This is a genomic window from Kyrpidia tusciae DSM 2912 (genome assembly GCF_000092905.1).
GTDB classification, from domain to species: Bacteria; Bacillota; Bacilli; order Kyrpidiales; family Kyrpidiaceae; genus Kyrpidia; species Kyrpidia tusciae.
Map to the genome: position 1 here is coordinate 334,550 of NC_014098.1, position 26,693 is coordinate 361,242.

Here is a 26,693-nt window from a genome sequence, read left to right on the forward strand (position 1 = left end):
AAAAGGCTCTCGGCGGAGGGGCGCACAAAAATGCCCCCGGGCCGGCCATGGCCCGGAGGCGGAAGGAGGTCTTGACGCCGGCTGCGTCATATCTTTGGGAATCAGACCGGGCGGTAGATGTCGCCGCCGCTTCGCCGGAACTCCTCGGCTTTCTCCGCCATCCCGACTTCGACGGCCTCGCTCAGCTCCACGCCCCTGCTCGCCGCGTACTCCCGGATGTCCTGGGTGATGCGCATGCTGCAGAATTTCGGGCCGCACATCGAGCAAAAATGAGCCGTTTTTGCCGGTTCGGCGGGGAGGGTTTCGTCGTGGAAGGCATAGGCCCGCTGCGGGTCCAGGGAAAGGTGGAACTGATCCCGCCACCGGAACTCAAACCGCGCTTTCGATAGGGCGTCGTCCCAAGCCTGGGCGCCGGGGTGGCCTTTGGCGAGATCTGCGGCGTGGGCGGCGATTTTGTAAGCGATGACCCCGTCCTTGACATCCTGTTTGTTTGGCAGCCCGAGGTGCTCTTTGGGTGTCACGTAGCAGAGCATGGCCGTGCCGAACCAGCCGATCATCGCGGCCCCGATGGCCGAGGTGATGTGGTCATACCCCGGGGCGATATCGGTCACCAGGGGTCCCAGGGTGTAGAAGGGCGCTTCCTGGCAAACTTCCATCTCCCGATCGACGTTTTCCTTGATTTTGTGCATGGGAATGTGCCCGGGGCCCTCGATCATCACCTGAACGTCGTGTTTCCACGCGATTTTGGTGAGTTCGCCGAGGGTCTCCAATTCGGCGAACTGTGCCTCGTCGTTCGCGTCGGCGATGGAGCCCGGACGCAAGCCGTCGCCCAGGGACACGGAGATGTCATAGGCCCGCAGGATCTCGCAGATCTCTTCAAAATGGGTGTATAAAAAATTCTCCCGGTGATGGGCCAGGCACCAGGCCGCCAGGATCGATCCGCCCCGGGAGACGATGCCCGTCACCCGTTTGGCGGTGAGAGGAATGTACCGCAACAGGACACCGGCGTGGATGGTGAAATAATCCACTCCCTGCTCCGCCTGTTCGATGAGGGTGTCCCGGTAGATCTCCCATGTCAACTCTTCCGGGCGGCCGTCTACTTTTTCCAAAGCTTGATAGATCGGGACCGTGCCGATGGGAACCGGGGAGTTGCGAATGATCCACTCCCGCGTCGTATGGATATTGCGCCCCGTGGATAGATCCATGACCGTATCCGCTCCCCACAGGGTGGCCCAGGTCATCTTTTCCACTTCTTCCTCAATGGACGAGGATACCGCCGAATTGCCGATGTTTGCGTTGATTTTCACGTGAAAATTCCGTCCGATGATCATCGGCTCGCTCTCGGGGTGGTTGATGTTCGCCGGAATGATGGCCCGGCCCCGGGCGACCTCTTGGCGGACGAATTCGGGATCCAGGTTCTCCCGGAGGGCGACGAATTCCATTTCCGGGGTGATGATCCCTTGTTTTGCATAATGCATCTGGGTCACTGCCCGGCCTGGCTTCGCCCGCAAGGGTTTGCGCGTGAGACCGGGGAACACTTCGCGGTTCGCCCGGGGGTCGTCGGGCCGCATCCCGTCGTCCTGGGGCAGCACCCGGCGGCCTTCGTATTCTTCGACGTCACCGCGCTCGAGAATCCACGGGCGGCGGAGGGGTGGAAGGCCCCGGCGCACGTCCGGGACATAATCCGGGTCGGTGTAGGGGCCGCTCGTGTCGTACACCCGAAGGGGCGGATTGTTTTCCCGCCCCGAGAGGCCATCGGTTGGGGAGAGATGGATTTCCCGCATCGGCACCCGCAGGTCCGGGCGAGAACCTTGAAGATACACTTTGCGACTTTCTGGAAAATGACCGGCATAAGACGGTACAAAGGGACCGTTTGGATTCGGCATGGAAGAGACCTCCTTTGGGGTGGTCATGCTGCACGTCCAGGGTCTCGGCGGGTTCCCGACCGTTCACCCGGTGGCGCCCGGTGCGCGGTGCGGAAAGCTGGGTCGGCGCGGCGGCCACTCTGGGGAACTTCCGTTGCCGCTCCTCTGGGGAGATCCCGTCGCACCTGTCTGGGCTCCGGCCGGCGGAATTGGCGAGGAAAAGAAAAACCGCGCCGGACCGGGGGCGGTTTGGCGCGGACGCGTGTCGAAAACGGTGTTTTGTGGCACGGCGCTGAGCGACGACGAGTGTTCCTCCGCTGGCATTACCCAGGTCAGGTTCTGACGGTCGGCAGCGGATCGGCTGCCCTCTCAGCCCGGCTCCCCGAGCTCCCGTGGATGTGCAGTTGTGCTGGTTTGAGAATAGCACAAGGGCGCTCCGGGGGCAAGGGAACGGGTCGGGGAGGAGGTGGGGCGGCATGGCTGATTCGCCTGTGATTCAACGATACACGAATGATTCGCCCACGGATTGTTCGGTTCTGGAATCAATAGCAGGGGAAGTTTATGACGCGTTGAGAAATCCACGCGCACTGTGAACCGGTCGCGAAGGGCTGCTGTGAAGAGCTTCTATCCGTTTTGGTACGATTCTTGCTAAACGTCTGTGGGAGCGATGGGACCTGAGGATCGAACGATGCGGGTGAGGGGTTACAGTCGATGCGGGGAGAAACAGGCGCGCCCGACACGAGCCTTTTTCGATGCCGAAAAGGCCAGGAGGGATAAGGGGTAAGGAGAAGGGACCAGAAAACTTTCCCCCAAAGGGGTCCAGGAAAGACAGGGGTTTTGAATGGGGGGAGGGATAGGTTCGGGCAAATTCACCCCAGTCCAATAAGACAGGTGAGTCCTCTTTTGTTAGAATAGTGGTTAGACAAATGATCCAACAAGGAGGACTCACCCTATGGCCATTATACCACAACTCGAACTGTTTTCCTGGGAAGACATTGAGCCGCTTGGAGACTTGGAACGCCTCCGGCTGGTTCTGGAACATCTGCCGGACGAAGCGCTCATGGCGCATCTGGAGAAATCGAGAGGTCATGGACGAGATGACTACCCGGTACGGGCGATGTGGAACTCGATGTTGGCAGGAATCGTGTTTCAGCACCCGTCGATCGAGAGCTTACGTCGGGAACTCTCTCGAAACGGGCAGTTGCGATCGATCTGTGGGTTGCGCGCAGTTCCCAGCGCAGCCGCTTACACCCGATTTCTCCGCAGCTTGATGGAGCACGGATCGTGGATCGAATCGATGTTCGACGAGCTGGTGAAGGCCCTGAGTGAGGAACTTCCGGAGTTCGGGCGTCGTTTGGCGATGGACAGTAAGGCAATCGCCTCGTGGGCGTCCCGTCCCTCGAAAGAAAAGAAGGAAGACGGACGGCGGGATCTGGATGCAGCATACGGGGTAAAAACCTATCGTGGGACCCGCGAGGACGGGAGTACATGGGAGAAAGTGGTCCGGTGGTTTGGCTACAAGCTCCACCTGGTGGTGGATGCTCAGCATGAATTGCCTGTGGCGTATACGGTGACCAAGGGGTCGCGCTCGGACGTCAAAGAAGGGCATGTCCTGCTGGATGAGTTGGAGAAACGCCATCCGGAGATGTTGAAAAAGGCCGAGGTCCTGACGGCCGATCGGGGGTACGACGACTCGAAACTCTTGAGTCGCTGCTGGGATGAATATGGGATCAAGCCCGTGATCGACACGAGGCGACTGTGGAAAGACGGGGAGCAAACGCGGTTGTTACCGGGACACACGAACGTGGTGTATGACGAACGGGGAGCGGTGTACTGTTACTGTCCAGAGACAGGGGCCCGGCAACAGATGAGCAATGGTGGGTTCGAGAAAGACCGGGGCACGCTGAAAAAAGTATGTCCAGCCAAGGCGTACGGGATCACGTGTCAAGGGCGGGAACAGTGCCCCGTGGCCGGAGGGGTGCGGGTGCCGCTCGCAGTGGACCGGCGGATCTTCACGCCGATTGCCCGGGAGAGCTACAAATGGGCGAAGGAATACCGGTACAGGACGGCGGTGGAGAGGGTGAACAGTCGCTTGGACGTCTCGTTTGGGTTTGAACGGCATACCATTCGTGGGCTGGCCAAGATGCGGTTGCGCTGCGGCTTGGCTTTGTGCGTGATGCTGGCGATGGCATTGGGGAGGGTGCGGGAGAAGCAGCAAGAACGCATGAGGAGCTTGGTTCGCAGCGTGTCCTAAACGGAACGCGATCGTAGAAGGTGGAGCTCCTGGGCCAGGTAACCAAGAACCTGACCCTGGTTCAGCATGGCCTGAACCATCCAACCTGTGGATGATAAACCAGATAATGGACATACCAAACTCGCCACGCCGATGGGATTCGTGCTGAAGGTTCGGGGAAAAAGGGACATCGAAAAAGGCTCGACACTTGTCGGTATTGCGTGACCGGCAGGGCGGGTGCACAATGAGGATACATGGCAGGCGGCTTTTGTGTATGGAGCGAGGAAGGTGGCAAGGGATGGGACGGATTGACAAACGTTGCTGGATCGGGCGGGGGATACCGCAATGAGGATGAATGATGAGGCCCCAAAATGGGCGCCGATTCCACCCGGTGATGTTGCCGCTCCCCTGGCGGGGGTGCGGGTATTCGATCTTTCCCGGGTGTTGGCCGGGCCCTTTTGTACGATGCTGCTGGGGGACCTGGGGGCGGAAGTGATCAAGGTGGAGACGCCCCGGGGTGGGGACGAGACCCGGAGCTGGGGCCCTCCCTTTGCCGGCGATGTCAGCGCGTACTATCTCTGTGCGAACCGGAACAAGCGGTCGATTGCCGTTAACCTCAAGTCTGCCGAGGGGCTGGAGGTCATCAGGCGCTTGGCCGCCCGCAGTGATGTGGTGATCGAAAATTTTCGCCCGGGGAAGGCGGAGGAGCTGGGAGTGGGATATGCCCAGCTCAAAAAGATCCGGCCGGATCTCGTCTATTGTTCAATCAGCGGATTCGGCCAAACCGGGCCGTACCGGAACCTGCCCGGATATGATTTTATCGTCCAGGCCATGTCGGGGCTGATGAGCATCACCGGGGAGGCGGACGGGCGGCCGATGAAAGTCGGGGTGGCGGTGGCCGATGTCTTCACGGGACTGTTTGCCGCCCTGGGGATCGTGTCGGCGCTGCGGGTGAAGGAGCGAACCGGGGTGGGGCAGTACATCGACCTGGCGCTGATGGATGTGCAGATCGCCGCCATGGTGAACGTGGCCAGCAATTATTTGGTGGGCGGCAATGTCCCCCGGCGGTATGGCAACCAGCACCCGAACATCGTGCCGTATCAAACTTTTGAGGCGGCGGACGGGGAGATCGCCGTGGCGGTGGGCAACGACCGGCAATTCCGGCGGTTGTGCGAGACGATGGGGGTGCCGGAGTGGGCGGAGGATCCCCGGTTTGCCACGAATGACCGCCGGGTGGAGAATCGCGACGTGCTGATCCCCATGCTTCAGGAGCGGTTCCGAACGCGGACGGGGCGGGAGTGGATGACGGCTCTGGCGGAGCATGAGATTCCTTGTGGTCCCATCCAGACGATGGACCGGGTGTTCGCCGATCCCCAGGTTCAGGCCCGAGAGATGGTGCGCCGTCTGGTCCATCCGTCCGCCGGGGAGGTGCCGGTGGTGGCGAATCCGTTAAAATTGTCGGAAACTCCGGTGCAGATCCGGCGGCATCCTCCGGATCTGGGGGAGCATACCGAGGAGATCTTGTTGGAACTCGGCTATACGCTTGAGCAAATTGAAGCTCTGGAGGCGGGTGGAAGCGTTCGCCGGGGCGGGAGCAGGGGGCCGGCTTCGGGGGACGGGGCTTCGGGGGAGAGGCCCGAATCCGACTCGCGGTAGGGTGCGAAGGGTGTGGCCGCTCTGGTCGGCCTCGCGGGAACGAGGTGCTTGCCAGGGCTTTGGCCCCGGGACGTGCGGCGGGGGGCCAGCCGTGCAGAAGTCGGTCCTGCCAGAACCGGCCAAATCGACGGAGCCCAGCCAAAGAGACCGGTGGGCCGGCCAAACAGATGGGCGGCCTGGCGAACAGACTGAACAGAAAAGGAGAGACACCATGCTGGATTTTAGTTTGACAGAAGAGCAAATGGCCGTTCGCGACATGGTGCGGGATTTTGTGGACAAGGAGATCATGCCGTATATCAAAGAGTGGGACGAGAACCATCATTTTGAACGCAGCGTCCTAGACAAACTCGCCGGGCTCGGCCTGATGGGCGTGTGCATTCCCCAGGCCTACGGCGGGGCGGGAATGGATTACAATACCCTGGCTCTGGTGTGTGAAGAGTTGGAGCGGGGGGACACGGCTTTTCGCACCGCGGTGTCGGTGCACACCGGGCTGAATTCCATGACTCTCCTGCAGTGGGGCACCGAGGAGCAGAAGCAAAAGTATCTCGTGCCCCAGGCCAAGGGGGAGAAGCTGGGGGCTTTTGGACTGACTGAGCCCGGGGCCGGGTCGGACGTGGCGGCGATGCAGACCACGGCGGTGCGGGACGGCGAGGGCTATCGGCTGAACGGGTCGAAAATCTGGATCTCCCTGGCGGATGTGGCGGATCATTTTTTGGTGTTTGCCTACACGGACAAAACGAAGAAACACCACGGTATCACGGCCTTTATCGTCGAGCGGACTTGGCCGGGGTTCAGCAGTCGGCCGATCAAAGGGAAACTCGGCATCCGGGCCGGGAATACCGGGGAGATCATTTTTGAGGATCTGTGGGTGCCCGAGGAGAATCGGCTGGGCGAAGAGGGGGAGGGGTTCAAGATCGCCATGTCGGCCCTGGACAACGGGCGGTTCACCGTGGCGGCGGGGGCCTGCGGGACGATTCAGGCCTGCCTGGAGGCGTCGCTGAAATACAGCCACGAGCGGGAGACCTTCGGCCAGGAGATCGGGCGGCACCAGTTGGTGCAGCAGATGATCGCGAAGATGGCGGCGAACCTGGAGATCTCCCGGCTTTTGGTGTGGAAGGCGGGATGGCTGAAAAATCAAGGGCAGCGCTGCACCCGGGAGGTGTCGCTGGCCAAATGGGTGGCCTGCGACGCCGCGTGGGAGGCGGCCAGCGACGCGGTGCAGATCCACGGGGCGTACGGATACTCGAACGAATACCCGGTGGAGCGGTATCTGCGCAACGCCAAGGCGCCTGTGATCTACGAAGGGACCCGGGAGATTCACACCATTATGCAGGCGGAGTACGCCCTGGGATACCGGGAGGACAAGCCGCTGAACAAGATGTTGCCGTCCTGGCCCTTTGAGGTGGACGGGGAGTAGGGTGAAAACGATGATGCGGCTGAAGTGAAAGCGTCATCATCAACGTGAATCCCCGCCGCAGGTGGGTGAAGGGACACGTGCCCGGCGAGGTGAATCTCGATCCGGCGGCTTACACGGCAAGTGACCTGCCCGGGGACAAAAACGTCACTTTGGTCTTTTATTGCAAGGATCCCGGCTGTGGAGCGGCCCGTCATGCGGCCAGGCGCGCCGAGAGGATGGGTTACCCCCATGTGTTCGTCATGCCGGACGGGATCGAGGGCTGGGTCCGGGCCGGCAACGCGGTGGAGCAGGGGTAGGACGGCCGGTTATCCCCTCGGCGCGGGGGCGCCTTTTCTGCCCGACTTGACCGTCGCGAAGAGGGAAAGAATCAGCGAGACGATCGACAGCCCCAGAGCCGTCCAGGGCGCCCAGGCCGGTACACCCGCTCCCGCTGCCGGCGCCGCGGGCGCTCCGGCGGCCGGCGTTCCGGCCTCTCCGCCGACTGCCGGCCCGGCCGCGGATGTGCCCGCGGTCGGCGTCCCCACCACGGTGACGGCCGCGGGCGTCTTCTCGTCCTGCGGGCCCGTCCACTCGACAACCGATCCGTCTTTGTAATATTGATAGGCCTTCCACGACAATTCGCCGGACTGCTGCGGATTTTTGGCCTGGAAGGAAAATTCCTGAAACTCTCCCGGTTTGATTCCTTCTCCCGCCGCCTGCCAGACGACCGCCGTGACGCGCCCGTTTTCCTTCTGCAGATCGTACGACCAGCCCGGCACCGGCTCCATAGATTCCACGGACACGCCGTCGGGCACCTTGAGAACGATTTTAACCGTCGGCACGTCTTTCTCCGTCGGAACGCGCACCGTGTATTTCTCCCACGCCCCCGGCCGGCTCTCCTTCGGCCAGACGGTGACGTGGGCGCTGGCCACCCCGGTGAAAACCAGAACAAAAAAGGCCATCAGCGCCGCAACCCGGAGCGGCCCGGACATCCGCACACGTCTCATCGACATCCCCATCCTTTTCAAATTTTCTCGGGAAATTTTCTCGGCCGAATCCCGTCGGACACGACAATCGGACCCGCCCCGACACCGCTCATCCGGCACCCGGCCGTCCCCGACACCCCCGCCCTACCGGCCCACCGAAAATTCGGTGTTCCAATCGATGTCCTCCAGGCTCCGGGTCAACCCGTGAATCCGGATCTGCCACCGGCCTCCCATGGACAGGAAACTCCCACCGGCTTCGTACCGTCCCGGTCCGACCGGTCGAAGGGCCACCTCCGTCTCGCCCATCTCCGGCATGCTCGGCATCGAAACGGTGACGCGAACCGTTTCCAGATCCGCCAGGGGCCGTCCCGACGGATCGCGCAGCTCCAGCCTCAGATGGTTCACGCCGGCCCGGTTCGGTTCCACCCATACTTCGGCGATTCCAGCTTTCTCGGCCAAAACGAGATGGAGCGGACCCGGATTCGATTGCGCGGGGGCGGATGACGTCAGGACCGCGACACAGATCGTCACCAGCATCCCCAAGGCCCATTCGGCGACGAGAGTTCGGCCCCTCCATTCGGCTGCTCGCCCTTCCCGGGGCAGCCCCGACAGCGGCAGGCCGTGCCAGGCCGCGAGGATCGCCATCCCCGCGACCAACATGAGTTTGACCAGGAGCGCCTTTCCCCAAACCGTATGCGTCAAGCTGAACGCTGTCGGGGCATGCAGAACCCCCTCCCGCATCCCGGTCAGCACCAGGATGGTCAAAGATCCCGCAAATCCCCAGCCGACCGCGCGCACCGCGGCATACCACTCCCGCCCGGCCGCCCCCGTCGCCCGCCACCAGACGGCCATCCCGGCCAGCCCCCCGATCCACCACCCGGCGGCCCCGAGGTGCAACATGTCTACCGGGACGTCGAAGGCCGGGGTCACACTGGTCCGGGCATGACCGGCCAGGGCCATGGGAAGCAGAACCCCGAAGGCGGGGAAGAGCCACAGATCGCCCCCCGGGCCCGGACGGAGCCACCGCTCCCCGGCATCCCGTCGCCAGGCGGCGAGAACCAGCAAAAACAGCAGGGGGATCTGCTCCACAAAGACCGCGCCGAATGAGCTGTTGCCGATCAGAACCGCCCACTGGGCCGGACTCCACGCTTCGCCCCAAAAGGGAAGCTCTCCCTGAATGTGCGTCTCCACCGGCAACCGGAGCAGACTGGCTGCCAGAACGGCCGTCGCCGTCCATGCGGTGACCCTCCGGACCGCCTCCGCCGGCGGTGCCGGGATCTCCCCCTTCCGGCGGGCCAGGACCCGCCAGAACCCGATCAGCCCCGGCAGGGTCAGCAGGGCCGCCCATTGCAATCCCCGGGCCACAACCCCCAACGGAGGCGGACCTCCGGCCGTCTCCGCTCCCCCCGCCGGTGCGGCCGAAACCGTTCCGACGGAAAAGACAAAATTCCCCTCCACCGGATGACCGTCCGCCGAGACGACCCGCCAGTGCACCGTGTACGTGCCGCGTTCGGACGTTCCTTCCAGAGGTACGACCAGCGAACTCCCGTCCCGGGGATCGGCCGCCGGGGGACCGGTAGCCACCCTCTTCCCGCCGGGGTCCAGCACCGTGACACTGGCGAACCTCGATTCCAAGGGCTCGCTGAACCACAGTTGAATGTGCGACGGGGGCGCCGCGACGACGCTGTCGGGCGCTGGGCTGGCTTTCACGAGATACGCATGAGCCCAGGCCGCCGGGGGGAAAAGGCCCCCCAACAGCGCGATCAACACCCATCCCCACAGGATCCGCCGCAGTCGCGTCCTCCGCCGCTCCATGCCTCGCTCCCCGCTCCTGTTGCCCATGAACGAAAACTCCCCGCCCCAAGCCCTTGCCTTCAGGCGTATTTGACCCTGGGCAGGTTCAGTATAGCTTTCCGTTCGCCGGACCAACAATAGCCCTTTCGGGTCATTGTGGGGACCGTCCCCCATACCAAATTCCCAAGCTGAAGTGGCGCAAGCAGAAAAGAACCGGTTCCGACGGTGACAGCATCTGGCTACACCGGGTCCCGGCTAATTTCACCCTGCCCAATCATTTCATAACGAGGGGGGCGCGTATCCCTACAATAAAATGAGAGGGATTACACCCTCTCGCACTTCCCCTGATGGCGAGGAGACGTTCCGTCCCTATTCGTCTTCAAACAGAGCCTCGACGATATACTGGATTTTCGGTACCAGCAAGCGCGGTGGAACATATTTTTCCACGATTTTCAGCACTTGTTCCGCATTTTCAAGCCGAAGAAATTTCACCAGATGTTTCAGGTCGCGAACGTCTTCCGCACGCCCCGCTACAGCCTTCATGGCAACCATGTACTCCGGCGTTACCGAATAAACCCGGAGACCGGGAAATTCGGCAATGACCGTTTGCGGCGGCGTTCCGTAAAAGAAACCCTTCACACCATCGTTTAACCAGTTCTCGTCCAATCCTACCCTTTTGGCCACCCTGTTTCATTTTTGCTATCACCTTCTATAAAACATTGACAGACTTAACAGCAAAGCAGTTTACGCTCTCCGAGAGGCTGGCTGCTCCCCGAAGACCCGATTGGCGAGGCCCTGGGGCCGAGCATCTGGAGTCCCGCCCGAAACAGTACCATCCGGTCGTCCGCCGACCAGCGCCCGACACCGACAGTTTCCAAACGGCGGGGTGGTCCCTCGACGCTTGCGCGTCTCCCACCGGCAGGACAGGGATCGGTTTCGCCAACCCGGAAGGCCGTTTTGCCGAACCCCCCAGGATCAGCCACCCGGCGGCGCTCCGCTTGCGCCTCATCGTCAAAGCCGTGTTCCGTGCGGCCTTCGCCAACCCCCGCACGCCCTCATGGTCTTTCTCCCGCCCGGCCTGTCCCTGTCCCGTCCTCCCGGGAACATCCCGGGAACTCTGATTCATTCATGCGTGGTTCTCCCAGTAGCGCTTCAGCAAAATTCTTTTGACTTCTTTGTGTGGGGTGTACTTTGTGATCTCTTGGTCGCGAAGACGCCCCTTCACATTGGCCGCCGCCACATGGTCCGCATCTCCTTCATATCCGCACTTTTGGCACCGGAACGAATCACCGTTGCGATTCTTGCCGTCCACCCACCCGCATCCGGGACAGGGACAGGTCTGGCTCGTATAAGCGGCGTTCACTGGTCCCGGATCGGTTATGGAATAAACATGACACAAGTATTCCAGTCGCCCCCGGATCGCCTGCCGTTGCCACTGGCTCACCTTGCGGGACAGCCCCTTGTTCCTCGCCTTCCCCCGCAGGTGGGACAAATCTTCGTAGGCGATCACCCTCGGCCGGCGTTCCCGAAAAAACGCCCGAAACGCCCGGTTGATCTCGTTCTCGCACCACGCCCGGTACCGCCTGTGTCGCTTGTGCTGTTTCACCAGCCCCAGGTTGTGCCGCCGGATTCGCCTGGCCTTTCCCGGGTCCCGCTCCCGGTTTTTGCGATACAACGCCCACAGCTTCTGGCGTTTCCGTCCTTTGTCCAGCACGTGGTCCGACATCTCTTGCAGGGCCTGGCCGTACTCCGGCCGATACTTCTTCCCCGAGTCGTCCGTCAGAACTTCGGTGACTCCCAGGTCGATTCCCGCCTCTTCCTCCCCAGCCGGGTAGGTCTTCGGCTCCCGGCTCATATGAATCTCCACCGCCTGTTCGTCCGGCAGCAGAACCACCCGCAGATTGCCCCTCAGCTTGTGAATCCCGGCAAGGGGGATCACGATCCTTTTTCCCGGGGACAACCCCATCACCGCCACATACTGCCGGTTGCCCACCATGAACACTCGGTACATCTGCTGGTCCACAACAAAACTCCGGGCTTTCCTGACCCGCGGCCTCTTTCCCAGGACCCGGCGAAACAGCCGCTTCAGCCCGTGGCGGATCTTCTTCCGCCCGGCCGGCTCCAATTCGGTCTTTTTCCCGGCCAGATCCTCATCCCGAAAAATCGCCTCAATCTTTCTCCAATCCCGGGGCCTGTCCCCGAACTTGTCCAGCAACCAGAAGGCGTAATCCCGTTCCTTCGGGGTTAACCCTCCGTTGCGGTAAAGGCGGTCCCGCACCTCAGCAATCGCCGCTTCCCACTGTCGCTCCAAGGTCCATAAGGCGTCTTCCAAAGCCAGCTTCCACTGCCGGGCCTGAAGACCAAAGGGACTCACAAACCCGGCGGCCACCCGTTCATCTCGAATTCTCCGTTTATACCCCAGATCCTTGAGGCACTTCACCTGCGCGTACTCCACCAAGAAGGCGTCCTTCTGCCGGGAATACGCCTCGGCCACTTCGACGATCTGCCTCCATTTCTCACGATTCAGCGGCAGGCTCTTTTGTCGGATCGTCTGTCGCACCGGCCAACTCCTCCCGAACCGCTTTGGGGTTTCCGCGCCCTGTAGGTTCGCGCCCCGTACAGTTTTGCCGCAAAATGCTGGACAATGTTTATTAGATCTTCGGCCAGTTCCTGGGCCGGTGACATGCCCTCGGCCTTGTTGACCACCAGAATCTCGCAACCGAACTGTGCAAACAGGTCCTCCAAGAAATCAAACCCAAACCGGACCAGCCGGTCCTTGTGAGCCACTTCCCAACGCCTGATAGAACATATCCTCGGTGTATCTGCGCTTGTTGGTAGGAGTTCGCAAAGGCACCAGCTTGCCTTCTCTGTCCCACGCTCGAAGTGTGGAGACACTGACGCCGAGTTTCTCCGCAAACTCTCGAATCGAATAGAGCTTCACCTGAACATCACCCTAATCAGGTGACGTTGATTTTCGGCAAATCACTTCTCTTCTTCATAGAAGGCCAAAAGCTGTATTCAACCTCCTGGCCGCTTTTCGCACCGCATCCGGATTTTCGCCCAAATACGCACTGACAACTTTGGTCATTTGGCGGCTTTTCACCACAAGCAGCATGACGGCGCCTCCGGCGAGCACGATGTCGCCACACTTGCCTTCTTTTTGCAACTCTTCGCCGACCATCCGCAAATACTTCAAAATGTCTTTGCTTTCCATGCTCTCACATCCGCGACACAGGATCGTCGCCCGTGAAGATGTTGCGGGAAACGAACGCGGGCGGCGTCATGACGAGCTGCCACGCCCGAAACCGCCAATTTTCGTAAAGAAACCACGGATCGGGCAAACGGTAGATTTCATCCAGAACCCAATCCGGACGCTGGATATTGTAATGCCAGCATAGGTACTCGACCATCGCGGCGAAATAAGCCGCGTATTTCCTGTTGTCGGGCGTGACCCGTTCCTTTGGAATGGGCTGGCTGACCATCCGGGCGCGTTCCCCGTTATCTGCGGAATAAAAATCGTCGAGAAAATTTCCTTTGGCGATAAAGAAATCCTCCTCGCCCTTGATCTGCTCAAAATATTCCGCGGCCGTCAACCTCCGGTATTCCACCTGGCCCATCCCTCCCTTTCGCGGCCAGAGGTTCACAAGATTTCATCTAATTTACCCGCCGGATCTTGGCTCTTCTCCGAACCCGCTGCAATTGCACCGACAACTCACCACGCTGCTGGCGCAGGGGCCGGAGGGGGTCAACCTAGCCGCACCCCCGACGCCCGGTCCCATGCCCGTTCTGACCGATGCCCTTGTCACACCGGGCTCACCCTGAAAGACCACGGCCTGTGGATTTGATGGACAACCAAAAGCGGGTTGTCCACAAGCTCCACAGGCCCTGCCCAGGGGAGGCCGCATCGCTCCTCCCCTCTGGCCTTACGGCCATTCACCCCTCCCGCTCCTCCTCCAAAGGGATAGGGATTGGGTTAGATATTTATGTGAGTGAGCTATACCCCTTCGGTAAGATTTTTACGTGAGTTGACACGTTTGTCAACGGAGGTTATCCCTTCCCGGCGGGGAACGGTTAGGGTTTGATCAACTGTACTGAACCCGCATTTTTTCCCTTTGATGAACGAATTGGTCGGCTCCCAGCGCCGCGACGCACCCGTCGGCGGCGGAAACGACCGCCTGTTTGGCCGGCGTGCGGCGCGCATCACCGCCGGCAAAAACGCCGGGGACATTTGTTCTTAAAAACTCGTCCACGATGACATATCCTTCTTCATCCCGCCGGACCTGGTCTTGGAGAAAATCCGTGCCGGGTTTCATGCCGGCCAAATACAGGAACACGCCGTCCACTTCCCACGTTTGTTCCCGCCGCCCGTCGTCCAGCACGACGATGCGCTCCACCGCATGGTTCCCCAAGATTTCCTTGATGCGATGCCTTCTGTAAATGCGCACGTTGGGCCTTTGCTCCAGTCCCGACAGGTCGACTTCCCCTTTGAGGCTCGATCCCGGAATCAGGAGGCGGACTTCCTTGCAGAATTTGGCCAGCGCCTCCGCTTCATGCACCGCTTCTTCACTGTCGCCTGCGACCGCGACCACCCGATTTTCAAAAAACGCCGCGTCGCAGGTGGAGCAGTAGCTGACGCCCCGGCCGGTGAACTCTTCTTCCCCTTTGATTTTGCCGGGAGGGGCTTTTGCGCCGACGGCGATCAATACACTTTTGGCGCGGATAACCCCTTCGGGAACGTGAATTTTTTTCTCGTGAGGGTCGGAGAAGTCCACCGACAGGACCTGGGTCCGCGCGAAAGTGGCCCCGAACTCTTTGGCCTGAAGCTGCATTTCCGAAAGCAGTTCCAAACCGGTGACCGTTTTGCGGACTCCCGGATAATTGGCGATCTTGTGGGTGATGGCCAGGGTGCCGGAAGCGGGCGCTTTGTCGATGACCAGGGTTTTCAGCCGGCCTCTGGCCGCATACACCGCGGCCGAGCTCCCGGCCGGACCGCCGCCGATGGCGACGAAATCGTACACTTCATTCAGGATTTCCGGAGTGACGGTCTGGAAAATCTCGTCCGGCCGCACGGGGGTCTCCTGCCCGGCCCCGGCCGCATTTGACCGTTCATCCAATCCCAAAGCTTGTCGCATCTTTTTCGGTTGAAATCCGAGAATGATTTTGCCGTTGATCAAGGTGGCGGGCGTGCCGAAAATTTTCCTGCTCCTCAGTTCCTCGAAATATTCCCTGACCTCGGAGACGTTTCTCTCTTCAAAGGGGACGTTCCACTCTTTCAACTGCTCTTTGACGTTGTGGCAGTAGGGGCACCCCGTGCTCGTATAAACAATGACGTTGGCGGCCATGCGCGCTCCCTCCGTTTACAGCAATTTGTCTCCCGGGTTCCAATTGGCCGGGCACAACCCGCCGGCCTGCAGCGCCTGCAGCACCCGAAGGGTTTCATCCACGCTGCGTCCCACATCATTGTGATGAACCACCTGATACTTGACGATTCCTTCCGGATCGATGATGAACAGCCCGCGCAGAGCCACCCCTTCTTCTTCCACGAGAACGCCGTACGCGCGGCTGACCTGTTTCGTGATGTCCGAGGCGAGCGGAAAGTTCAACGGGCCGAGTCCGTTCTGTTCTCGGGGCGTGTGGATCCAGGCCCGGTGGGTGAACTGGCTGTCGACGCTGACGCCCAGGATATCCGCATCCAGGGCCGCAAATTGTTCATGGGCGTCGCTCAGGGCGGTGATTTCCGTGGGACAAACGAACGTAAAGTCAAGAGGGTAGAAGAACAAAACCAGCCATTTCCCTTTGTAATCCGACAGGGAGGCTTTTCCGAATCCCTCTCCGTTTCCAAGGGCGGTTTCCATGGTAAAATCTGGTGATGACTTTCCCACGAAGGGTGTTGTCATTTCAAGCTCCTCCTTTTTAATCGTGTCATGGGGGTATCGGTGGATATAGATTAACAAGTTCTCGTTTAAAAATCAATAGTATATTAGAATTAATATCGATTTCTTTTCAGCCCAGCGTGCGTCCGGCGTCCAAAACAGTCGGGCCCTGACTTATCCCGAAACCCGACCCGCTTTGGATCAGCCGCTATCCGTCACGTCGGCCACACCCGCATTTCGATACCGCCTCCGCGGCGGAGGCAACCGCGCCGCCGGGCGGCCATCATCCCGCACGCGAGCGCGGGCGAAAGGTGGCAGACTGGCATCGTCACCTCCAGACCCGCGCGGCTCAGCACAGATCAAGCGAACACAAAAAGGCCTCCCGGTAACACGCTTCGTATTGCTCGGAAAATATTTCACCTGGGATGGACTTGGTGACGCAACGATTTGGACTTGCCGGCGAAATGGCGGTCTTTTTTAGGTTAATGCTGTTTGCAACAAGTTGTTGACCGGAGCCTATGCGTATGGTAGGTTAGAGATGTAAAACGTATGTTCGCAATATGCCGGCAGGAGAAGGGATGTTGGCTGGATTGGCAGGCCTTGATTATACTGAAGGTAGGCGGGGAGATCGTGGAGATATCACGGAATTCAAACGATATTGTCGCGCGCCATTTGACTGTTGCCATGGCCCAGGGTGCGCTGGCGGCGATCGGCATCTCCGACGCTGTGGTGGTCGGAGCTTTGCCTGCGGATTTGCCGAGGGTGGAAGTGCGCGAAGACCGGATGGATATCCTGTTGGAACTGCAGGATGGCCGATTGATGCATCTCGAGTATCAGAAAAAGAAGGAGCCTAATCTCTACCGGTTTTTGCATTATGATGCCGCCATTGTCGAGAGATATCGCTGTAAGGTTCGCACCATTGTCGTCTATACCGATGAGGTGGCCAGTGCTCCAGAACAGTTGGATGCCGGAGCAATCTCTTATCGGGTAGAAAATTTGTATCTCAGCCGAATTGACGGCGACGCTACAATCGACACACTGCGCCAGCATGTGTCAGTGGGTGAATGGACTGCGGTCGATCGGGTGAAAACAGCGTTTGCGTTTCATATGCGTTTCACCCGGAGAACGCCGGAACAGGCATTTGACGAGATCGTGGAAGTGATTCGTCGAATACCCGATCAAGAGGAGCAACGCTACGTTGCGGCCCTCATCCTCGGGTTCAGTGCCAAGGCTTTAACCGATCAACAGATGAAAATTCTTCGGGAGGTGGCTGGGGTGGCCGACCTGCTTTACTCTGTTCAACGGGAAGCCATTGAAAAAGGTTGGAAAGAAGGTTTGCAGAAGGGATTGCAAGAGGGTCTGCGACAGGGTCGCGAGGAAGAAAAACGTGACATTGCTAAGCGAATGTTACAACGGGGTGTATCCGTGTCGGTTGTCGCGGAATTCACGGGTCTGACGGAGTCCGAGGTGAAACAGATTATGAGAAGCCTCGACCGATGACCGGGATCGCGGCTGGAGCCGATGCCGTCTGGTGGCAAGTATCCTGGTGCGGGAATTACGGAAGGTGACAGGCGGATGACGGAGCGGGAACTGTTAGATGTGTTGGACACGCCGATCTATTTCATCGACGCAAAGCACGTCGTGGTCTGGATGAACCGTGCCGCCCAAAATGCGGTTCCAGGGATTGTCAAGGGGATGCCGTGGACTGACGTACAGCCCCGCCTTCCGCGAACCCACATCTTTAGGTTCCACGAAGTGCAGGTCGGCGGAGAACCCGGTGTAATGGTGGAAGGGACGCCGAGTGCCGATCCGGCGCTTTTGTCCGAGTTGGAACGGCTGCGTCAGGCCAATGAGGATCTTGAAACTATCCTGGACACGTTGTTTGATGAAGTTTTCGTCACCGATGGAGAAGGGGTGGTCCTGAGGGTCAATACGGCGGCGGAGCAGTTGTACGGCCTACAAAATTCCGATATCGTTGGACGAACGGTGTTTGACCTTGAGCGGGAACAGGTGTTTTACCCGTCGGTGGCCGCCATGGTTCTTCAGCGGCGCAGACGCGTGACGGCGCTTCAAGAGACGAAAAACGGCCACCGGCTGGTGGTGACGGGTAGCCCGGTTTTCGATCGCGAAGGGCGGATCGTGCGGATCGTTTGTTACACCCGGGATCTGACCTCTACCCGGTCATGGCCCTCGGAGGCTGTTCAAGGAGTAGGGCAAGGCGTAGAAATACCCCGGGATTCGGGCCTGGTGGCGGAGAACCCCGCCATGAAGTCCGTCATGGATCTGATCCGGAGGGTGGCCCCCACCGATGCGACGATTTTGCTGCTCGGGGAAACCGGGGTGGGAAAGAACCGCCTAGCCCGCTTCATTCACGACCTCAGTTCCCGCCGGGCGAATCCCTTTGTGGAGATCAACTGCGCCAATGTCCCCGAATCCCTCTTCGAGAGTGAACTATTCGGCTATGAAAGCGGAGCCTTTACCGGTGCTCGGAAGGAAGGCAAGGTCGGCAAGGTCGAGTTGGCCCACGGGGGCACCTTATTCCTCAATGAGGTGGGGGAGCTGCCTCTTCACGTGCAGGGAAAGATTTTGGACCTCCTTCAGGAACGGACCGTTTCCCGGGTGGGCGGGGTGCACACCCGGAAGGTGGATATCCGGATCGTGGCGGCGACAAACAAGGATCTCCGCCAATTGGTGAAAGAAGGGCGGTTCAGGGATGACTTATATTTCCGCCTGAACGTCGTCCCTTTAACCATTCCCCCCCTTCGGGAGCGGGGGGAAGATATTTGTACCCTCGCGGAGACCCTGGTTCACCGCTTTTGTGACAAATATCAACTGCCGAGAAAAGCGATTCATCCCGACGTCATGGCGTGTTTCCTACATTATGCCTGGCCCGGCAACGTCCGGGAACTGGAGAATGTGATCGAACGGCTGTGCATCATCGTGGAAGATGACATCCTGCTTCCGGAACACCTGCCTGAAGAACTTTGGTCATCGAGGGGGACCGAGCGAGGAGAGAAGGACGGGTATCTCGGGACAAAGGGAACGCCGGACAACGGAGGCCCACCGCCCAAGACTGTCTTCAGCTCTTCGCTGCCGGGGAAGGCGGCTTTCCAGTCGCACTCTTCGCCAGATATTCTTTCCCACGGATGGGGCATTCGCCAGGTGTTGGAAGAGGTGGAGCGGGAGCTGTATGCCCGGGCTTTACAACAATACGGAAGCACCTACGCCATCGCAAAACATCTTCGGGTGAGCCAACCCACGGTGGTGCGGAAGTTGAGACAGTTCGGCCTTTCGGGCGGGAGGGCATTGGATTCTCAATAAAGCTTTACACTTGGGACTCCGCCCAGGAACTGAAGGGTCACGATATGGAACCCAAGCGGAGGCTGTGACCAACGCCCCCGGGACGTGAAGCCGGGCCGGGCCGGTTATTCCGACTCCCGACCGGCCGTGCTGGCTTCCGGTTATCTACTTGTCCTCTTTGGGAATCAGGACGGCGATCTCCTGACCGACGTCCACCATTGCTTCATTTTCCACGGAGAAAGCGGCAATGATCCCGTCTTCTTCCGCCTGGATCTCATAGAAGTTCTTCATCACTTCCACCAGCCCGATGGTGTCTCCCGACTTCACCGTATCCCCTTCGCGGACGTACACGTCCGACTGCGGGTTGGGCCGTCGATAGAATATACCGGGCAAGGGGGAAACGATGCTCTTGCGCGGTCCGGACATACCGGTACACCTCCTTCAGGTTGCTGCGTTTGCTACGTCGTGTCCTCAGGCAGAGGCGCCTTCAAAAGGCCGAATTTCGACGCCGTGTTCCATGAGGTGCCGGCGGATCACCCGGGCCAACTCCGGGGCGCCGGGCGTGTCACCGTGAATACAAATGCTATCGACCCTAACCGGGATGTCCTCGCCTTCTGCCGTGGTCACCCGTTTCTCCCGAACAGCCCGCAGAACTCTTTCAGCCGCTTTAACGGGGTCCAGGGCTGTCTCCACCTTCCGGGTGAACAAGATTTTGCCGTCCTCCGCGTACTCCCGGTCGGCGTAAAACTCCGCCGCCACCCGCTGGCCCATCTCGTTGGCCACGCGATAGGTGGCGGAGGCCTCCATGCAGTACAGGATGAGGGACGAATCGACCCGCTGAATGGCATCGATCACTGCCCGACTGAGATCCTCGTCGTCTGCCATCATCATGTACAAGGCGCCGTGGGGCTTTACATGTTGGACTTTCAACCCGTAAAGAGAGGCGAATTCCCGCAGGGCCCCCAGTTGGTAGATGATGTCGTCCTGAACCTCCTGGGGTGTGCAGCGCAGATACCGTCGGCCGAAGCCCACCAAGTCCGGGAATCCGGCGTGAATCCCCACGGCGACGCCGTGAGCTTTGGCCAATTCTACGGTCCGGCGCATCACGTGAGGGTCTCCGGCGTGAAAGCCGCCCGCCACATTCGCCGAGGAGATGTACTTCATCATTTCCTCGTCCCGTCCCATGGTCCAGGCCCCAAAGCTTTCTCCCATATCGCAGTTCAGGTCCACCTGCACCGCATAGGCCCCCTTCTATCAGCTTTGTCGCAAAAACGATTCCACTTCCAGAATCCTCGTCTGCCTCTCCCGGCGCCGGCGCAGGGCCTCGGCCAGATCGATTTCGACGAATTTCGCTTTCTGGTTCGTCCGGGTCTGGGCGATGCGATCGAGATCCGCACTGATCACCGTGCCGATGGTGGCGTAGCCCCCTCCCGTCACGGCGTCGTTCAACAGGACAATGGGCTCCACGCCGTCCGGGACCTGGATGGAACCGATGGGATACCCGCAGTCGACCACGTTCGACGGGTTGCTGCCGGCCCCGAAGGGCTGAGGACGATCCACGAATTGTAAACGGATTCCCTTGTATCGATAACCCACGCGGTTGGCCTCGGGGGTGACGGTCCACTCGGCGGCAAAAAACTCCTGTTTACTCTCCTCGGTCAGCCGGTGTACGTACAGCCCCGGCACCACGTGGAGCTCCGCTGCCTCGGCAAAATTCGGACGCCATTTCGTGGGTAAGGCGACCCCTTCCCTGGGCGCTCGGGTTTGCAAGTCCCCCTTCTCGAGCATATCCCCGGCCTTCAAAGCCCGCCCCTCGTAGCCGCCGATGCCGCACAGGGCGTAGGTGGAACGGCTGCCCATGACCGGCGGGACTCCAATGCCTCCTTCCACGGCGATGTAGCTGCGGGCTCCTTTTTGCAGCATGCCAAAGGACAGCACGTCCCCGGACCGGGCAGCCACCGCCGTCCAGAGAGGGATGGGTTGTCCATTGAGAAAAGCGGGCATGTCGGCTCCGCACACGGCAAATCGAACATTTGCCCGGAATTCCAGTTCCGGGCCGAGATAAGTCGCCTCCAGGGTCGCCGCGGACGGATCGTTTCCCACCAGCAGATTGGCCACGGTGTGAGAATATTTGTCAAGAGCCCCGGAAGGTGGGAGGCCAATGCTGTAGTATCCGGGTCTCCCCAAATCCTGCACCGTTGTTGACAGCCCTGGCTTGATCACGCGGATCATCGCTCCAGCTCTCCTTTCACGGCCGCGGAGAATCCGGCGGGATCCCGGATGGCGTCGCCCGGGTTAAAGGTGATCTCCCGTATCCGGTATCGGAACGTCCCGTTGTCCACGGTGGCTCGAATGGCCTCGTACTCCTTCATGTCGATGGGCCGGAACCAGTAAATGTCTCCCGGCCGGGGAAAGACCATGGACTCCCGAAAATCCGGCAGGCGCTGGTCCCGGTCAAAAATCGGACTTGGGGAGATGCCGAACAATTGATATCCTCCCGCCCCGTCCACCGGGTAGATGGCCACAAAAGCGCCTCCGAATCCAAACGCCCGGGCCGGAGTATACGTGCGGGGCCGCACGTATTTGGGCACTTCGATCTGCTCCTCCCGGGGTGCGATCTGGAAGCACCAGGGCAGGCCCGGCACAAACCCCGTCATAGACACAATGTACGGTGCCCGACACAGAGCTTCGATAAAAGCTTCTGTCGAAGAAAACCCATTGATGCGCGCCGCGTATTCCAAATCTGTCGAGTTCGGGTCCTGGTGGCGATCCCGGGCCCGCATCAACGCCTCCCGGGTCCAGGGGTCATCGAAGAGGATCGGAAAATCCACCACCCGGGACGTGAGAGATACGCGGGCCAAATCGGTGGTGGACCGGTCTGTCGCCTCAAGGTGCCGCAACAAATCCTCGGGGGAGATCACGTCGGGATCGTACCGGACCATGTAAGACGCATTGGCCGGGCAGATGTCCAAGACTCCCCGAATATGATGCTCTTGCAGCTCCCGGGTGATGGCCATCACTCGGATGTTCGCTTCCAGGCTCATTTCCTCGGAGAGTTCGACGAAAATAAATTCATCGCCGCCATAGGTATAACGTGGGGTCGAATGTATGAGTCATCCCTCCTTCAACTGAGCGATCAAAGAAATCCCGTGCAAAATATATGCCATCTTTGCTTATCCTATCCGGAGAACGCCCGGGCCAGGCTGTGCAGGTGGTCGTCCTCTTTCCGGGGCTTGTCGTTGAGCGGATTTTGATTCATGCACGAATCAAACGGAATCCGATCGTGCACATATGAATTGCTCATCCCGGAAACATCGGCCATTCCGGGCTCTCCCCCGCCTTGGCATTCATTTTGCATACCGACATGGCAAGGGCCTGCGGGCAACTGTCAACCCGAGGCCAACCGCGGCCTAGAGCCCGACAAGGGGAAGGGAGCGAGGGAGTTTGACGCGTCGATTCATTGATTTAAAAACGCCGATCCCGGGCCCAAAGTCTCAGGCGTTGATGGAACGCCGGAAGGCTCGGGTGCCCAGGGGCGTGAGCAACGCCACACCGATTTTTGTCGATCGGGCGGAAGGCGCCTTGGTGACCGATGTGGACGGAAACACGTTTTTGGATTTTGCAGGAGCGATCGGAACGATGAACGCGGGTCACCGGCCCCCGGCGGTGGTCAAGGCCCTGCATGAGCAAGTGGACCGGTTTCTGCACACCAGTTTCCACGTGGCCATGTACGAGTCCTACGTGGCCTTGGCGGAAAAACTGGCGGAATTGACCCCCGGAAACTTTGAAAAGAAGGCAATGTTTCTCAACTCCGGGGCTGAGGCGGTGGAGAATGCGATCAAAATCGCCCGGCGATACACCGGGCGGCCGGCGGTGGTGTCCTTTACCCGGGGTTTCCACGGCCGGACGTTGATGGGCATGTCCCTCACCAGCAAGGTCAAACCCTACAAGTACCAGATGGGACCCTTTGCGCCGATGGTTTACCAGGCACCGTACCCCTACGTGTACCGCAGGCCGGCGGGGATGAGTGAGGAGGAATACACCGATTCGGTGATCGCCCAGTTCAAAGAATTTTTCTCCGCCGAAGTCTCACCCGAAGAGGTGGCCGCCGTGATTTTTGAGCCCGTTCAGGGGGAGGGCGGCTTCATCGTTCCGCCGAAGCGGTTCGTCGATGCGGTGAAGGAGTTCTGCGCCCAGCATCGAATTGTTTTTATTGCGGATGAAATCCAGACCGGCTTTGGGCGCACCGGGCGGTGGTTTGCCTCGGAGCATTTCGGGTTGGAGCCCGATCTGATCACCGTGTCGAAGTCTTTAGCCGCCGGGCTGCCCATCAGTGGGGTGGTTGGCAGGGCGGAGATTATGGACGCCGCGGAACCCGGTCAACTCGGGGGGACGTACGGGGGCAGTCCGCTGGGCTGCGCGGCCGCCCTCGGGGTGATTGAAACGATGCAACGGGAAAACCTGGTGCAGAAAGCGGAGGTCCTCGGCCGGCAATTGATAGATCGGTTCACCCGGTGGTACGAGCGTTACCCATTGATCGGGGACGTGCGGGGCCTCGGCGCCATGGCAGCGGTGGAGTTGGTGAGGGATCGCCAGACGAGGGAGCCGGCCAAGGACGAGACGGCCCGGGTGATCCAGGGATCCGTTCAGCGGGGCGTGTTGTTGATGGGCGCAGGGCTGTACAGTGACGTGATTCGGATTTTGTGCCCCTTGGTGACCACGCCGGAAGAGCTGGACGAAGGGCTCGATGTCGTGGAAGAAGCCTTGGCCGAAGTGAGTGGCGCGGTTTCGACTCAACAAGCTTGATAAATGGGAAGGGGACGGTTTCGGCCGGTCTCACTCCCTCAGGAGGTGCGGCCATGCGGCGATACGGATTGTATGTCGATGGGCAGTGGACCCCGGCAGGCAGCGGGAAAACGTTTGAGGTCTACAACCCGGCCACCGGGGACGTGGTGGGGGAAGTGGCGGATGCGTCGAAAGAGGATGTCCTTCGGGCCGTGGATGCGGCTCATCGCGCCTTTCCCGATTGGGCGGCGAAGACGGCGAAGGAGCGCTCGGAGATTCTCCGGCGGGCTTACGATTTGATGGTGGCCAATCTCGACGAGCTGGCGGTCATCATGACCACCGAGCAGGGCAAGCCCTTGGCCGAAGCCAAGGGAGAGATTCAGTACGCAGCCGATTTTGTCTTGTGGTATTCCGAGGAAGCGAAACGGGTGTACGGCGAAACGATCCCGGCTTCGTTTCCCCACAAACGGATCCTGGTCCTGCGCCAACCGGTGGGCGTGGTGGCGGCCATCACGCCGTGGAATTTTCCCGCAGCCATGATCACCCGAAAGATCGCTCCCGCCTTGGCGGCGGGCTGCACGGTAATCGTCAAACCGGCCAAACAGACGCCGCTCACCGCCTGCCGGCTGGTGGAGATTTTCGAAGAAGCGGGGATGCCTCCGGGGGTGGTGAACCTGATTACGGGAAGCCGGGCCGCGGAGATCGCCGATACGATGCTCGCCGACGAGCGGGTTCGGAAGATCACCTTCACCGGCTCCACCGAAGTGGGCAAGCAACTGATGCGCAAAGCGGCGGACACGGTGAAACACATCAGCCTGGAACTCGGAGGACACGCGCCATTCCTGGTCTTTGAAGACGCGGACATTGATGCGGCGGCCCGGGAGGTGGCGGCGAGCAAATTCCGCAATGCCGGCCAGACCTGTGTGTGCACGAACCGGGTGTACGTCCACGAGTCCATCGCCGAGCCCTTTGCCGCAGCCCTGGCCAAACGAGCGGCGGAGATGAAAGTCGGCAACGGCCTGGAAGAAGGAGTGGTCATCGGGCCTCTCATCGACCGCCAGGCTGCGGAAAAAGTCGAGGAGCACGTTCGAGATGCGGTCCAGAAGGGGGCCCGGGTGGTGACGGGCGGCCATCGGTTGAGCCGGACCGGCACCAAAGGGGAAGTGCACTTTTTCGAGCCCACGGTTCTGCTCGACGTCAGTGACGACATGCTGGTTCTCTACGAGGAAACCTTCGGTCCCGTCGCCCCGGTGCAGACCTTCCGGGATGACGAGGAAGCGGTCCGGAAAGCTAACGACACCCGCTATGGGCTGGCAGCTTACCTGTTCACCCGGGATCTGTCCCGGGCCGTGCGGGTGGCCGAGAGCCTGGAGTACGGGATTGTCGGCATCAACGATGGTCTGCCTTCCGTCGCCCAAGCTCCTTTTGGCGGTTTCAAGGAGAGCGGCTTGGGCCGGGAGGGCGGCCGCCACGGGATCGAGGAGTTCCTGGAGATCAAGTACGTGTCCCTGGCGCTCGTCTGAGGATTGTTTCGCGGTGGGGTTGTGGCCGCGGGGGTGTTCAGCCCCTCTGCGGCCGTCCCCTTTCTCGTCCATTTCTTCCCACCCATTAGAAAAACCGCACTTCTGCTGTACCGGCGGTGACGACCTCTCCGCTTTGGTTTATGGCGGCCAGTTCAAGCTCGGCGACCCGGTCATCGGGTTGAAGGGCACGCACCGTCCCCCGACAGGTCAAGACATCCCCCGGTTTGACCATGCGCTGGAACCGAACTTTCATGCGCAGGATATCCCCTTTTACCCCCAGAAGATGGCGCAGGTATTGTCCGAGAAAACCCATGCTTAACATACCGTGGGCGATGACACCGTCCAAGCCCGCCTGCCGGGCGAACTCCTCCACTGTGTGAAGGGGGTTAAAATCCCCCGAGGCGCCGGCGTATTTCACCAACTGCACCCGGTCCACGGGGGGCTTGACCAGCGGTTCGAGTTCCATGTTTTCCTTGAGTGTGTCCCAGGTCAGTTCCATGGCACCGCCCCCTCAGTCTTGTCGATAGATGATCGTCTCCCGGGCGGTGACCACCGGTAGGTCATTGATGTCTTTGGCCCGGGTTTCGATGACGATGAAGGTCATTCGTCCGCTTCGCCCGGCCCGATCGTAGACATCGATCACCTCTTGCTGCACCCAGTACCGGTCCCCCGGCCGCATGGGACGGTGGAAAATGTACTCCTGTTCCCCATGGAGAACGCGATGCAGGTCGAAGCCCGGCACATCGGATAGCGGGCTGGGGATGACCCGAGCCAGGGTGGTGGCAAAGGTCGGGGGAGCGATGAGCCCCCGAAAGGGGGTGGATGCGGCGAAGGCCTCATCCACGTACAGGGGAGACGGGTCTCCCACAGCTTCGGCGAATCGGCGGATATGTCCCTTTTCCACGTCGACGACATGAACGTTCGTCTTCTTGCCGATCAAGGAGCGATCTACCGGCATCTCCACACCTTTCCTTTCTCGGGGACGGGCCTGTTGGCTGCAGACTACGAAACTTTTCTGACGAGGACAGACGGCCTGCTTATCAGATTTCCACATCAATCTTCGTCCCCGGCCTTGAAAATTCCTGGTCGGTTCGCTGCTCGGCGATATCCCGATAAAGCCGCTATTCTCTACTATGGTGGCGTGATCCCATATCGTCGGTTGGTGCCCCTCAATCCGATGAATGTCACCGAGAAACTGGCATTTTATGCGGAGGACAGCGGAGCTCGGGTGGCTGTTGCCGGGCGGTTTCTTTTTGCCGCAGGCCGAGGCTTGTCCCCGTGG

Annotated in this window: 26 protein-coding genes and 1 pseudogene; 9 read left to right on the forward strand and 18 right to left on the reverse strand. The window is 60.3% G+C overall.

Annotation, left to right across the window (positions count from 1 at the left end; genetic code table 11):
* Positions 1-101: 101 nt before the first annotated feature.
* Positions 102-1,886, reverse strand: a complete 1,785-nt coding sequence (gene thiC / locus BTUS_RS01755; RefSeq protein WP_013074412.1) for a phosphomethylpyrimidine synthase ThiC — start codon at positions 1,884-1,886, stop codon at positions 102-104.
* Between the two features lie 19 nt (positions 1,887-1,905).
* Here thiC and BTUS_RS19385 point away from each other — a divergent pair, with 19 nt between their 5' ends.
* The 5 genes from BTUS_RS19385 (at position 1,906) to BTUS_RS01780 (ending at position 7,467) form a co-directional block, all read left to right on the forward strand.
* Entirely contained in the window at positions 1,906-2,208 is a 303-nt protein-coding gene (locus tag BTUS_RS19385) for a hypothetical protein (protein WP_456152083.1), read from the forward strand.
* Positions 2,209-2,817: 609 nt separating this feature from the next.
* Positions 2,818-4,119: a transposase gene (locus BTUS_RS01765; protein ID WP_013074413.1), complete on the forward strand. Its 1,302-nt coding sequence runs from the start codon at positions 2,818-2,820 to the stop codon at positions 4,117-4,119.
* Between the two features lie 330 nt (positions 4,120-4,449).
* Positions 4,450-5,754, forward strand: a complete 1,305-nt coding sequence (locus tag BTUS_RS01770) for a CaiB/BaiF CoA transferase family protein (RefSeq protein WP_123809372.1) — start codon at positions 4,450-4,452, stop codon at positions 5,752-5,754.
* 211 nt (positions 5,755-5,965) lie between these two features.
* A complete protein-coding gene (locus tag BTUS_RS01775; protein ID WP_013074415.1) occupies positions 5,966-7,171 on the forward strand; it encodes an acyl-CoA dehydrogenase family protein in 1,206 nt (401 codons plus the stop codon).
* 44 nt (positions 7,172-7,215) lie between these two features.
* Positions 7,216-7,467, forward strand: a complete 252-nt coding sequence (locus tag BTUS_RS01780) for a rhodanese-like domain-containing protein (protein ID WP_280990927.1) — start codon at positions 7,216-7,218, stop codon at positions 7,465-7,467.
* Between the two features lie 9 nt (positions 7,468-7,476).
* Here BTUS_RS01780 and BTUS_RS01785 read toward each other — a convergent pair whose 3' ends face one another.
* The 10 genes and pseudogenes from BTUS_RS01785 to BTUS_RS01835 form a co-directional block, all read right to left on the reverse strand.
* Positions 7,477-8,157, reverse strand: coding sequence for a YcnI family copper-binding membrane protein (locus tag BTUS_RS01785; RefSeq protein WP_245543347.1), 681 nt, complete (start codon positions 8,155-8,157; stop codon positions 7,477-7,479).
* Between the two features lie 123 nt (positions 8,158-8,280).
* The gene (gene copC / locus BTUS_RS01790; RefSeq protein WP_013074418.1) at positions 8,281-9,978 is read right to left on the reverse strand and encodes a copper homeostasis periplasmic binding protein CopC; all 1,698 of its coding nucleotides are present in this window, start codon (positions 9,976-9,978) and stop codon (positions 8,281-8,283) included.
* A 321-nt stretch (positions 9,979-10,299) separates the two neighbouring features.
* Positions 10,300-10,596, reverse strand: coding sequence for a hypothetical protein (locus tag BTUS_RS01795; protein WP_013074419.1), 297 nt, complete (start codon positions 10,594-10,596; stop codon positions 10,300-10,302).
* Positions 10,597-10,639: 43 nt separating this feature from the next.
* Positions 10,640-11,056, reverse strand: a complete 417-nt coding sequence (locus BTUS_RS01800) for a hypothetical protein (protein ID WP_013074420.1) — start codon at positions 11,054-11,056, stop codon at positions 10,640-10,642.
* Positions 11,057-12,385, reverse strand: a complete 1,329-nt coding sequence (locus tag BTUS_RS01805) for an RNA-guided endonuclease InsQ/TnpB family protein (RefSeq protein WP_013074421.1) — start codon at positions 12,383-12,385, stop codon at positions 11,057-11,059.
* A 61-nt stretch (positions 12,386-12,446) separates the two neighbouring features.
* Positions 12,447-12,871: pseudogene (locus BTUS_RS19390) on the reverse strand (IS607 family transposase).
* 54 nt (positions 12,872-12,925) lie between these two features.
* Positions 12,926-13,144, reverse strand: a complete 219-nt coding sequence (locus BTUS_RS01815; protein ID WP_013074422.1) for a hypothetical protein — start codon at positions 13,142-13,144, stop codon at positions 12,926-12,928.
* Positions 13,145-13,148: 4 nt separating this feature from the next.
* The gene (locus BTUS_RS01820; RefSeq protein WP_123809197.1) at positions 13,149-13,523 is read right to left on the reverse strand and encodes a hypothetical protein; all 375 of its coding nucleotides are present in this window, start codon (positions 13,521-13,523) and stop codon (positions 13,149-13,151) included.
* A 489-nt stretch (positions 13,524-14,012) separates the two neighbouring features.
* Positions 14,013-15,272 carry an FAD-dependent oxidoreductase gene (locus BTUS_RS01830; RefSeq protein ID WP_013074424.1) on the reverse strand — a complete coding sequence of 420 codons (1,260 nt, stop codon included), beginning with the start codon at positions 15,270-15,272 and terminating at the stop codon, positions 14,013-14,015.
* A 15-nt stretch (positions 15,273-15,287) separates the two neighbouring features.
* Positions 15,288-15,827, reverse strand: coding sequence for a peroxiredoxin (locus BTUS_RS01835; RefSeq protein WP_013074425.1), 540 nt, complete (start codon positions 15,825-15,827; stop codon positions 15,288-15,290).
* 606 nt (positions 15,828-16,433) lie between these two features.
* Here BTUS_RS01835 and BTUS_RS01840 point away from each other — a divergent pair.
* Entirely contained in the window at positions 16,434-17,303 is an 870-nt protein-coding gene (locus tag BTUS_RS01840; RefSeq protein ID WP_013074426.1) for an RpnC/YadD family protein, read from the forward strand.
* Positions 17,304-17,378: 75 nt separating this feature from the next.
* Complete coding sequence (locus tag BTUS_RS01845) at positions 17,379-19,124, forward strand: sigma-54 interaction domain-containing protein (protein ID WP_013074427.1); 1,746 nt, start codon at positions 17,379-17,381, stop codon at positions 19,122-19,124.
* A 144-nt stretch (positions 19,125-19,268) separates the two neighbouring features.
* On the opposite strand, the gene BTUS_RS01850 is transcribed toward BTUS_RS01845, so the two are convergent.
* From BTUS_RS01850 to BTUS_RS18285, 5 genes are all read right to left on the reverse strand, one after another.
* On the reverse strand, positions 19,269-19,529 hold the full coding sequence (locus BTUS_RS01850) for an acetyl-CoA carboxylase (RefSeq protein WP_013074428.1): 261 nt from the start codon (positions 19,527-19,529) through the stop codon (positions 19,269-19,271).
* A 45-nt stretch (positions 19,530-19,574) separates the two neighbouring features.
* Positions 19,575-20,339, reverse strand: coding sequence for a LamB/YcsF family protein (locus BTUS_RS01855; protein ID WP_013074429.1), 765 nt, complete (start codon positions 20,337-20,339; stop codon positions 19,575-19,577).
* An 18-nt stretch (positions 20,340-20,357) separates the two neighbouring features.
* Positions 20,358-21,335 carry a 5-oxoprolinase subunit C family protein gene (locus tag BTUS_RS01860; RefSeq protein WP_013074430.1) on the reverse strand — a complete coding sequence of 326 codons (978 nt, stop codon included), beginning with the start codon at positions 21,333-21,335 and terminating at the stop codon, positions 20,358-20,360.
* Positions 21,332-22,213, reverse strand: a complete 882-nt coding sequence (locus BTUS_RS01865; RefSeq protein ID WP_013074431.1) for a 5-oxoprolinase subunit B family protein — start codon at positions 22,211-22,213, stop codon at positions 21,332-21,334. The genes BTUS_RS01860 and BTUS_RS01865 overlap by 4 nt, the downstream gene beginning before the upstream one ends.
* 68 nt (positions 22,214-22,281) lie before the next feature.
* Positions 22,282-22,425, reverse strand: a complete 144-nt coding sequence (locus BTUS_RS18285; RefSeq protein ID WP_013074432.1) for a hypothetical protein — start codon at positions 22,423-22,425, stop codon at positions 22,282-22,284.
* A gap of 122 nt (positions 22,426-22,547) precedes the next feature.
* Here BTUS_RS18285 and gabT point away from each other — a divergent pair, with 122 nt between their 5' ends.
* Together gabT and BTUS_RS01875 are read left to right on the forward strand one after the other, a co-directional pair.
* Positions 22,548-23,909: a 4-aminobutyrate--2-oxoglutarate transaminase gene (gene gabT, locus BTUS_RS01870; protein WP_013074433.1), complete on the forward strand. Its 1,362-nt coding sequence runs from the start codon at positions 22,548-22,550 to the stop codon at positions 23,907-23,909.
* Between the two features lie 53 nt (positions 23,910-23,962).
* Complete coding sequence (locus BTUS_RS01875; protein ID WP_013074434.1) at positions 23,963-25,411, forward strand: NAD-dependent succinate-semialdehyde dehydrogenase; 1,449 nt, start codon at positions 23,963-23,965, stop codon at positions 25,409-25,411.
* An 85-nt stretch (positions 25,412-25,496) separates the two neighbouring features.
* On the opposite strand, the gene BTUS_RS01880 is transcribed toward BTUS_RS01875, so the two are convergent.
* Together BTUS_RS01880 and BTUS_RS01885 are read right to left on the reverse strand one after the other, a co-directional pair.
* Positions 25,497-25,910 carry a MaoC/PaaZ C-terminal domain-containing protein gene (locus BTUS_RS01880; RefSeq protein ID WP_013074435.1) on the reverse strand — a complete coding sequence of 138 codons (414 nt, stop codon included), beginning with the start codon at positions 25,908-25,910 and terminating at the stop codon, positions 25,497-25,499.
* 12 nt (positions 25,911-25,922) lie between these two features.
* On the reverse strand, positions 25,923-26,369 hold the full coding sequence (locus BTUS_RS01885) for a MaoC family dehydratase N-terminal domain-containing protein (protein WP_041303592.1): 447 nt from the start codon (positions 26,367-26,369) through the stop codon (positions 25,923-25,925).
* Between the last annotated feature and the right edge of the window lie 324 nt (positions 26,370-26,693).